General features: G+C 45.6%; 6 protein-coding genes. All 6 read left to right on the top strand.

All coding sequences use genetic code 11. The features are described 5' to 3' along the window. Positions 1–421 precede the first annotated feature (421 nt). The gene (locus HFP08_RS26490) at positions 422–2,017 is read left to right on the top strand and encodes an S-layer homology domain-containing protein (protein ID WP_168123643.1); all 1,596 of its coding nucleotides are present in this window, start codon (positions 422–424) and stop codon (positions 2,015–2,017) included. 186 nt (positions 2,018–2,203) lie between these two features. Continuing rightward, positions 2,204–2,539: an AbrB/MazE/SpoVT family DNA-binding domain-containing protein gene (locus tag HFP08_RS26485; protein WP_206109325.1), complete on the top strand. Its 336-nt coding sequence runs from the start codon at positions 2,204–2,206 to the stop codon at positions 2,537–2,539. A gap of 408 nt (positions 2,540–2,947) precedes the next feature. Then, a complete protein-coding gene (locus tag HFP08_RS26480) occupies positions 2,948–3,721 on the top strand; it encodes a hypothetical protein (RefSeq protein ID WP_168123641.1) in 774 nt (257 codons plus the stop codon). Beyond that, positions 3,621–4,442: an O-antigen ligase family protein gene (locus tag HFP08_RS26475; protein WP_240941899.1), complete on the top strand. Its 822-nt coding sequence runs from the start codon at positions 3,621–3,623 to the stop codon at positions 4,440–4,442. The genes HFP08_RS26480 and HFP08_RS26475 overlap by 101 nt, the downstream gene beginning before the upstream one ends. 187 nt (positions 4,443–4,629) lie before the next feature. Then, on the top strand, positions 4,630–6,717 hold the full coding sequence (locus HFP08_RS26470; RefSeq protein ID WP_168123639.1) for an S-layer homology domain-containing protein: 2,088 nt from the start codon (positions 4,630–4,632) through the stop codon (positions 6,715–6,717). A 695-nt stretch (positions 6,718–7,412) separates the two neighbouring features. Further along, on the top strand, positions 7,413–9,668 hold the full coding sequence (locus HFP08_RS26465) for an O-antigen ligase family protein (RefSeq protein WP_168123638.1): 2,256 nt from the start codon (positions 7,413–7,415) through the stop codon (positions 9,666–9,668). The last annotated feature ends 6 nt before the right edge of the window (positions 9,669–9,674 follow it).

Genomic DNA, 9,674 nt, shown 5'->3' with positions numbered 1-9,674 from the left:
CGCAGCCAGAGTAAGCCGACACGCTCGAAAAACGACATTTAATTTCGGGCGCTACAGTCCATGGTTTCAAACTGTACGGCGAATCTACCAAGCTTTTGCGTAGATCCCAAACTGAATCCACCACAAGCGACAACACCTCCTGTAAAAAAAGAGGTTTATTTCACATGCCCTGCTTCTCTAAGGTTGCGCCCTTCCCACACAGTTGTTCATGTGAATGACGGAATAGACTAAATTTCAAAACTCGTTTTCCATAATTCGGAGATCCTAGTAGAGACCGCAACGAAGGCATCACGGATTCAGGATAATAAAAACAATTCCGATTTCCTGTAAACTGAGGGAAATTTTCTCTCCTCTTCCATTTTTATCATTCTTCGTATATACTAGTGATTCGACACGATATGACTTGAAAGGAGGTGAAACAATGAAAAACGTATTTATGCGTAAGACAGCCGCACTTCTTGCAACTGTGATGGTTTTGTCGATGTTAATGCCGATGATGGCTTTTGCTGACTTTGGTACAATTACCAACAAAAGCAATCAAACCGTAACCGGCAGCATTTATGTTACATCTGGCGTATACGCTGAGGATGGCTTTCTCAATGATGACGACACTGTTACGATCAACGTCTATAAGTCTGATGGAACCGCAGTAGGTGCAGTCTATGCTACATATGCTAGCATGAGCAATGGTAGTTACTACTACGATTTCAATAATGCATCACTGTCTGGTTTCAATCTATCTTCTTCGGACTATCCGCTCTCATTGAGCTACTATAATCCGGTAGATTCGACTTATGTGACTAGCGGTGCAATCGCCTATCAGAATACTTCTGGCGGCGGCGGGATCTACATCCCACCTGCAACTGGCTCCGATATCTCAGTATCGTCAAATGGTTCTGTAGATGCTAACGCGCTTGCGAATGCTTTGGAGGCTGATGGCAATGTCATGCTTAGCTTGACAGGCGACTTCGTTCTTCTGCCAGCCAGCGCGCTGACTGAGGATGGAATCGTCACAATCGAGAAAGCTGACGGCACTTCTTACGAGCTGCCATTGTCTGTTCTGGATCTGGAAGCTCTGGCTGACTCCGTTGGAGTGGAGCTGGATGATCTGACGATTCGAGTCGATATTGAGACATTAACTGGCGATGATGCAACAGCAGTTGTGAACGCGGTTAATCTCATTGGAGGCAAGAGCCTGTCTGATGCAATCGAGTTCAAAGTGACGGCTACTGGCAACGGCAAGACTGTTGAAGTGAACAACTTCGGCAATACATACGTCAATCGTATGATTCCGTTGACTGAAGAGTCCGACACTGCGGTAGGCGTGCTGTATGACCCAGCTACTGGCGAGTTCAGCTTCGTACCATCAACGTTCTCCACAGAGAATGGTAAGACAGTTGCAACGCTGAAACGCAACGGCAACAGCATCTATACTGTAATCGAGGTCGATGCCAAATCCTTCGAGGATCTGGCTGGACACTGGGCACAGTCGGAGGTTGAGACACTCTCCTCCAAGCTGATTGTTGAAGGCACTGGCGCTGACATGTACGAGCCGGAGCGCAACATTACTCGTGCGGAATTCGCTACGATGATTGTTCGTTCACTCGGCCTTACAGCGGAAGGAACTTCGGAATTCTCCGATGTCCCATCCGGTGAATGGTACACAGCCGCAGTAGCTACAGCTGCTGATGCTGGCATTGTCAAAGGCTACGAAGACGGTTCCTTCCATCCGAACGCAATGATCTCTCGCAAAGAGCTGGCCGCTATGGTCGTTCGCGCGATGGCATTTGCCGGTGAGGAAACTACCCTGACAGCCGCAGAAGTTGATGCTGCTCTTGCTTCGTTTATCGATGCGGGCACGCTCGACTGGGCCAAGGATGAAGTTGCTGCCGCTGTTAGCGCAGGTATTGTGAAAGGTCAGACCTCGACATTAGTCGCAGGCGACTTTAACGCTACCCGTGCTGAAGCCGCAACAATGATTCTTCGCTTCTTGACCAAGGTTGATTTCATCAACTAATGCAACAAACAAGAAAGACCCTTCGGGACCCTTCGGGGTCTTTTTTGTTTAGGCATTCATTCGATTTTCTGCAACAGTATCTTTATTGGCTTAGCCTAGTGACAGTGAGCGCGAATCGGCGTATACTATTATTATCAAATTCTGATTTTCTGAAATTCTGAATAACTGGAAGGTGTGAGGGGGAAAATGTCAGTAACAACCACTCAGAAAGGTGGAAGAACAGTGAAACATGCATTTTCTGCAAAATTACGTGATCGTAATCAGGTTACGCTGTCACCACAATTAGTTGAGAAACTCCAATTAGCTACAGGGGATGAAATCGAATTTACTGTCGAAGATGGCAGATTAATTGGTACGCCGAAAATGAGCATAAATAAGGATCAAGAATGGTACTATTCATCGCAATGGCAGGCGGAAGAAGCTGAGGCGGAGGCGCACTTGCAGCGGCTGGAAAAAACAGATTACAAGACATTGAAAACCTACTCCTCTGTTGAAGAGGCGCTCACTGAACTCGATAAATGAAGTTTCAGCCTGAATTCTCGCCTAGATTCAAGCGTTCCTTAAAGAAGCTTAGTGCATCCGATCAAGTTGATGCTAAATCTGCCATTGCTGCCATGCTCGAAGATCCTACTCAACCATTCTTGCGAACAAAGCGCATTCAAAATGCGAAATCGATAAAACCATCTGTATTTGAAGCAAGCGCCAACGGCAACATACGAATTACTTGGCAATACTTGACGGTCAATGGGATCGCGTACATTCACTTCCGTAATATTGGACATCATGATATCACCTTAAACCATCCTTGACCCTGGAGAAGAGTTAGCGTACTTAGCGTTGACTCTACTCCAGGGCATTTTGCATTAATCTACCCTTTCATTAAGATTTATGATGAGCAATTATTGACTACACTCATATAGGAGCCCTGACATGCCAAAATCCCTTCCTTATTATAGCCTATTCTCCTTCTTCATTCTCGGAGCGATCTGGGGCGGCTTTGTGACAGAGTCTGCCTTCTTGATGATAGATGCCATTCTTGCCGTACTCCTCGTACTTGTGCTGTGGCAGCGCGGTTCGATCACATTCGGATGGACGCATATTGGGCTCTTCATACTCGTTTCCTGTTATTGGATCTCTTGCTTTTATGCGGTGGATCTTGAAGGAGCCGTTCTTGAAGCCGCCAGAGTGACGAGTTTGATCCCAATATCCTTGCTGATCAGCTGTCTTACGAAGGAACAGCTTAAGAAGGTTGTTCGTCTCTGGCCTTGGACTGGCACGGGAATTACGGTGATTGGCTTGCTCTTTCATCTCTTTCGTAATGGTCGGCTTGAATCAACGATTCAATATGCGAATGCGCTTGCGATTCTGCTGCTTATTACCATTCTCATCTCTATGCTGTTTCATACCCATTTTCATCCCAAAATATTATTCCCCCTGCTCATTCTGAATACAACCGGGCTTCTGCTCACCTTCTCCAGATCAGTCTGGATACTGTGGCTCCTGTCTGTTATAGCTCTAATCATGATAACGCCATCGCTTCGCTCGCTCGAAACGCGGCTTATTATGGATTGGAGGAACGCATTTAGGCGGTCTGTTGCTTGCAATGATTATTCAGCAGGACCCGCTATTCTTCGCAACTCGCGTGTCCAGCATTGGATCGAATGCTCCCGAGTTTCAGATTCGTTTCGTCTACTGGAAGGATAGTCTGAGAATGATTTCGGACTATTGGCTTGGAGGAACGGGAGGCGGCGGCTGGTCCGTGCTTCAGCATCTGTATCAATCCCAAGACTATTATGTGAAGTTCATTCACAATCATTATATTCAGACCATACTGGACGTCGGGGTGATCGGCGGATTAGCGGGACTATTTATTATAGGGCTGTTTTATTGGAATGCGGGTAGGGGCAATTTTCTTGAAGGGACTGGTATGCAAGAGAATGAGTCCAAAGGTATCCTGCTCATTGTCACCGTCATGTTCGTTCATATAGGCTTCGACTTCGATCTCACGTATCCACTCATCTTTGCGATGCTGCTTACGCTGATCCTGTTGGTTCCCTCTCCTACTTGGACGTTCCGACAGCGGACACTTCCTTTAATCGTTGCCACTTTAATGGTCGCCTTTGCTGCTACCTCATTTCTATGGCTCTCGCTTGGCTATGTGATGAAATCGAACGGAATGCGTGCTTCTGTCGCGGGTGATTTCGATAAGGCGCGAACACAATTGGATCAAGCTGAGAAATGGATTCCTTGGTCGAGCACGATTCTGTACGAGTCGGCCAAGAACGATGTTCGGAGGGGTAATGCAATGAAGAATAGGCAAGATTATGTATCTGCCGCAGCCAAGATGGACAAGGCTCATGAGATGCTGCCCAAACAGACATTGTATTCAGATTTACTTGAGGAGCTTTCGATATACAAAAACTAGTGTGATTGTCCCATATGTTGAACTATTCAATTCATCATATTTAAATAAATAAATCTATTCAATAAACTTTAGCATCTTAACACGACCTAGACCTATTGAATTTCCACGAAAATAGTCCTAGAAATATCCAAACTAATCTGGTAAACTATTCCTTGTCCCAAAAAAACCATATTGTAGGAGGAGTTTCATGATTAGGAGTTGGAAGAAGAAATTAAGTATTACAATCAGCGCTGTAATGTTAATGGCAATGCTGTTGCCGGTTATTAGTTATGCGGCAGCAAATGCTGGTTTTTATTACAGTGACACTTGGAAGGAATTCGTAGGAAGTATCTATACTGCTGATCCGGACAGTGTAACTGTCGCAGTCTATGATGAAAACGATGATTTTAGAATTTTGTCCGAAAAATCAGATCGTCGTCAACTTAATGGATTTGATCAGAATAATGTGCCATATTATTCAATGTCATTCGTAGACATCGATACGGATTACATCCCTACAAGACTAGTCATCACTGAAGGAACAACTGTAATAGAAACCGTTTATACTTCTCCAGGGAGATTTAATTATTTCAATGATGAAGTAGAATTAGGTGCCTATAGAATTCAAGGTTCAGAATACTTCTCTGGAAAGCTTGGGGGAAGCAAATTGCAACCGAACGACACCTTATTCACATTCACTCCAGAATTTGAAGACTTGGACTACATAAAGCTATCATTACCTTCAAATTACCTAGCAAACAAAGTATCATTATTCAATCCTACTAATACTGTGGGTAGTGACTTCGAATTAGTCGATAACACTGTTTCTTCAAGTGTATATGCCAAGTCTATAATTCCAGATCAACAGTATAATATTGAAACTCATGAGTATGAAGACGTCTTCGACTCTTTCCTGCTTCAATTTGAAGAACCATTGCTCAAAAATCATACGTATCAAATTAAATTGTCATCCACTAGCCAGGGAAATGAAATTACTCTTGCTGGAGCAGGTAGCAACTACTATTCCTCAATATCTGCAGGTAAATATATTTCTTATCAATTCGAAGAAGAAACCAGACATTTCTTCCAAGAACAGAATCAAAAAGCGTTCTTTAATCTCACACTTTCAAGCCCAAGTACTGGCATTATCATCACTTCTCCCATTACCCCGGTGATTCCAGATACTCAAGCTGTAACAGCTTCGGATTTAGGAAATGCATCTGATGGCAAAGTAAGTCTTAAATTGGATGAAGGAACAACTAAACTTCAATTGCCACTTAATGCTTCAGAGCTGATTGGCGATAACCAATTGAGTGTTGAAGGTGACGGCTTCTCCTTCTTGATTTCAGCATCCGAGTTGGATAAGCTAACGGCCGAGCTTTCTGAAGAGCAGTTGAAGGACTCTAAGCTTTTGCTTAATTTAGTGAAAGGCACGAAGACTGATACCGCTGCTGCAATTAAAGCTTCGAACCCAAGCAAGAACACAGCGATCTCATCAGCAGGCTCAACGATCAGCTTGACTCTTTCAGTGGTCACGGCTGACGACGAGACGATTGATCTTGGCGCAGTATCCACTTCCTTCAAAGTTATTATGGAAGTATCCGGCACGGCCAACACAGATTTAGTTGGCGTTTATCAGCTAATGGCTGATGAATCTCTTAAGTATATTGGCGGAAAACTCAATGAGAATGGCCAACTTGAGGCTGAGATTGGCGGCAACGGCACATACGCTGTGCTTGAGTACGACAAGAGCTACGTGGATGTTTCCTCCGACTTCTGGGCGCTGGACAAAATTAAAAGATTGTCTGCTCAGCATATTTTCGAAGGAGACAATGCCGGCAACTTCAATCCGCAAGGCAATATGACGAGAGCGGAATTCGCAAAGGTCATCGGTCTGATTAGCGGGGTATCAGAAGACGCAAGCGGTGCTTCTTCATCGTTCTCCGATGTTGATGGAGACGCATGGTATGCAGGATATGTCGAAGCTGCGCTTAATGCCGGATTGATGTCGGGCATGGGAGACGGCTCATTCAACCCAAGCGGCGAGATTAGCCGTCAACAGATGGCTGTTATTCTCGGCAGAGTGTTGGAAATGAAGGGTGTCACCTCGGATTCATCGTCTGACGCAAGCTCCTTCACTGATCAGGACAACATTGCTGTATGGGCGCAGCAATATCTGGATCTGGTCGTGCAGCAAGGTTTGATTTCCGGCAGACCGGACGGGTCCTTCGACCCGGAAGCTTCGCTCACAAGAGCGGAAGCAGCGAAGGTCTTGGCTTTGCTTCAGTCGCTTTAATATAGTAGAAAAAAAAGCCAGAGTCTTAGAATACTTATTCTAGGACTCTGGCTTTTCGTCATCATTTTTTAGCAACTTAATACTTGCTGCCAATATCATGACTATTGAAACAGATAGCAGTAGTGTATAGACGTTAAAAAATATCGTATTTGTATATTGGTTTAGCCATGGATATCTATATATTATAGATTCGAGCTTGGTGGTTGCTCCTCCAAGCTTAGCGATACATCCTCTAGCATACTTAATTTCCAAATATGACATAAGAACGATTACAAGAAGAAACAACATAATCATTGTAAATAACGACTTATTGGATATTGATGACCGTATAACTACAACAAAAAATTCGCAGTAAATAACAGAAACACAACTAAGAGAATAACGATAGGTATTATCCCTAAGTTCCCGTTGCCAGAGATGCCTGGTGGAATTGTAAACAGTCGAATAATTGGAATAAGTCCAAAACAAAGCAGGAAAAGTACTCCTAACGTAAAAAAGGACAACGGTATTCTACTTTTCAATGTAATGACCTCCGATACTACAATGATAAAGTTATCATTCAGTTGTATTACAAATTGTACCATACGACAATCGCATTTTCTGCATATAGCTTTCCCCCCTCCCATTTGTTAGAATACTAGAAGGACTGTTTCCAAATAATTGATAGATTCTACAGAGATAAGGAGTACATAAGCATGGGCGCAAGCGCAAAGTCAAAGAAACGCAATTATCAAAGCAATTTGGGCAAAACGGAGGTTGGGTTCCTGTGGTGGCTGGGAGCAGCGGGAATCGCTCTATTTTTCCTCATCCTTCCATATCAACAAGGCTTGTTCAATGGCAATCAAGTCGGCTTCGAAGCTCGGATTTATAAAGCAGCGATCTATGGCCTCATTCTTTTGTTCATTCCTGCCATTTATCTGGTACGCGGCTGGAGGCTGAATAGTCATGTCGGCATTTTGTCGATTGCTGTCATATTCATGCCCCTGATCTACTGGATTTCTTATTTCTCGGCGGTTTCCAGCTACTACGCCAGCTTGAAGGTTATTATCTGCATGCTGCTGGCAGCATTGTTCATAACTGCAATCTATTCCGCGCAGTCTAATTCAACTCGCACGCTAATGGAAGGCGGCCTGATGGTTGCCGGAGGCATTATCGTCTGGTTCGGCATCTTCAATCTGTTCGGCCAAAACTATTATAAAGACGCGGTCTGGCTCGCTTCGGGCCAATATCGCTTATCTTCTGTCTTCCAATATCCGAACACCTACGCTGGTCTGCTTATCGCCCTCTTCCTGGCCAGCGCGTATTATGCAGTTCACAGCTCAAAAAACTACGTTCGGCTCTTGAATGCCGCCATGCTGGCGCCGCTATGGATCTCGTTCATGCTGACTTATTCCCGCGGCGCGATTGTTGTAATTCCTGTGGTTGTGCTGCTCATTGTGCCGCTGCTCCGCTTCTCGAAGCAGATCGCCTATTTCCTCTACATGGGCATTGCAGTGATCATCTCTATGGTTGTTCTGCCCAAGCTTTCTTCCAATGCTGATGCGATCTCTGCCATCGTGCTGCCGAACGAAACAAAGGCGGATGCTACGACCATCTCGATGTTCGACAAGCTGCCGCTGCAGTGTTGGGGACTGCTGCTTCTGGCGATGGCGGTCACGGTCGCCTTCGTCTGGGTATATCATTCCAAGCTCGATTCATGGGTTGCAAGCAAAACAGCTGCTTTCGCAGAGCGCAAATGGACAACCGTCCTCATTCCTGCAGCGATTATCGTAGTTGGCGTTCTTGCGGCGGCGCTGCTTCTCGCGAGTCCTGCTGTTCGCAGCCTGCTTCCTGGAGAGCTTGCAGCGCGCCTGGAGACAATTAACTTCCAGCAGCACAGCGTGCTGGAGCGCCTTACCTTCTACAAGGATGGCTTGAAGACATCGAAGGATTATCCGATTATCGGAGCCGGCGGCGCTGCATGGCAGGCCATCTACGAGCAATATCAGAACAATCCTTACGAGAGCCGCCAAGCGCACAGCTTCTATGTTCAGACGCTGGTCGAGATTGGCTGGCTTGGCTTGCTTATCATGCTTGCCTTGTTCGCATATATCTTCTATCTCTATATCCGATCCCATATTCGACATCCGGAGCTGCGCGGCAGTCACCTCGTCTTCTATATCTTCGCTCTTACCTTGCTTGCGCACAGCGCCATCGACTTCGATATGAGCTATGTGTATATCGGAGCGATTGTTTTCGTCTCGCTTGGTTGCATGATCGCGCCCTTCAGCGAGAAGCTTGTCATTTCGCGCATGGACCAGCGCATGATGAAGAGCTGGCAGCAAGCTATCTATCCAGCATGCCTGGCGCTCTTGGCTATTGTAACGTTAGCGGTTACGATTCAGCATAATCGCGCTGTATCGAATTTCTACAAGACGATTTCGCTCGCTCAGAAGCAAACGCCTTTCAATCAGCTTATTGACGGTCTGGACAAATCAATAAGCATCTCGCCGAATCAGCCCACTTATGCCGTAACCAAGGCGAGCTGGCTCATGCAAGCTTATGATCAGAATCATGAACAGCAATATCTGATGCTTGCCGAAGAAACGATTAACAAAGCCGAGCGTTATGACAAGCATTCCCGCGACTTGTTCACGCAGAAGCTGACCCTTCTGAATGTGGGCAATCAGGTGGAAGAATCGCTGCCGGTTATTGAGGAGACATTGAAAAAGTTTCCTTGGGATATCAATTTCTATAACGCGGCTTTGACGAATTACGCAGCGGCAAGAACCGCCGCCCTTGCGACGGAACAGAGCGACAAGGCTGCCGAATACGCCCAGCGAATGCATGAGATCAGCGATGAAGTGAATCGCAGAATCGAGCTCTTGGAGGAGCTTCCGCCCGAGCAATTGCAAGGCAGGGATTTCTCTTTCACCGATTCGATGAAGGCGGCCATGGCCACATTGGATTAAGATTTC

The organism is Paenibacillus sp. HB172176 (genome assembly GCF_011947265.1).
In the GTDB taxonomy this organism is placed as follows: domain Bacteria; phylum Bacillota; class Bacilli; order Paenibacillales; family Paenibacillaceae; genus Pristimantibacillus.
This window is presented reverse-complemented; position numbering and strand designations above follow the sequence as displayed.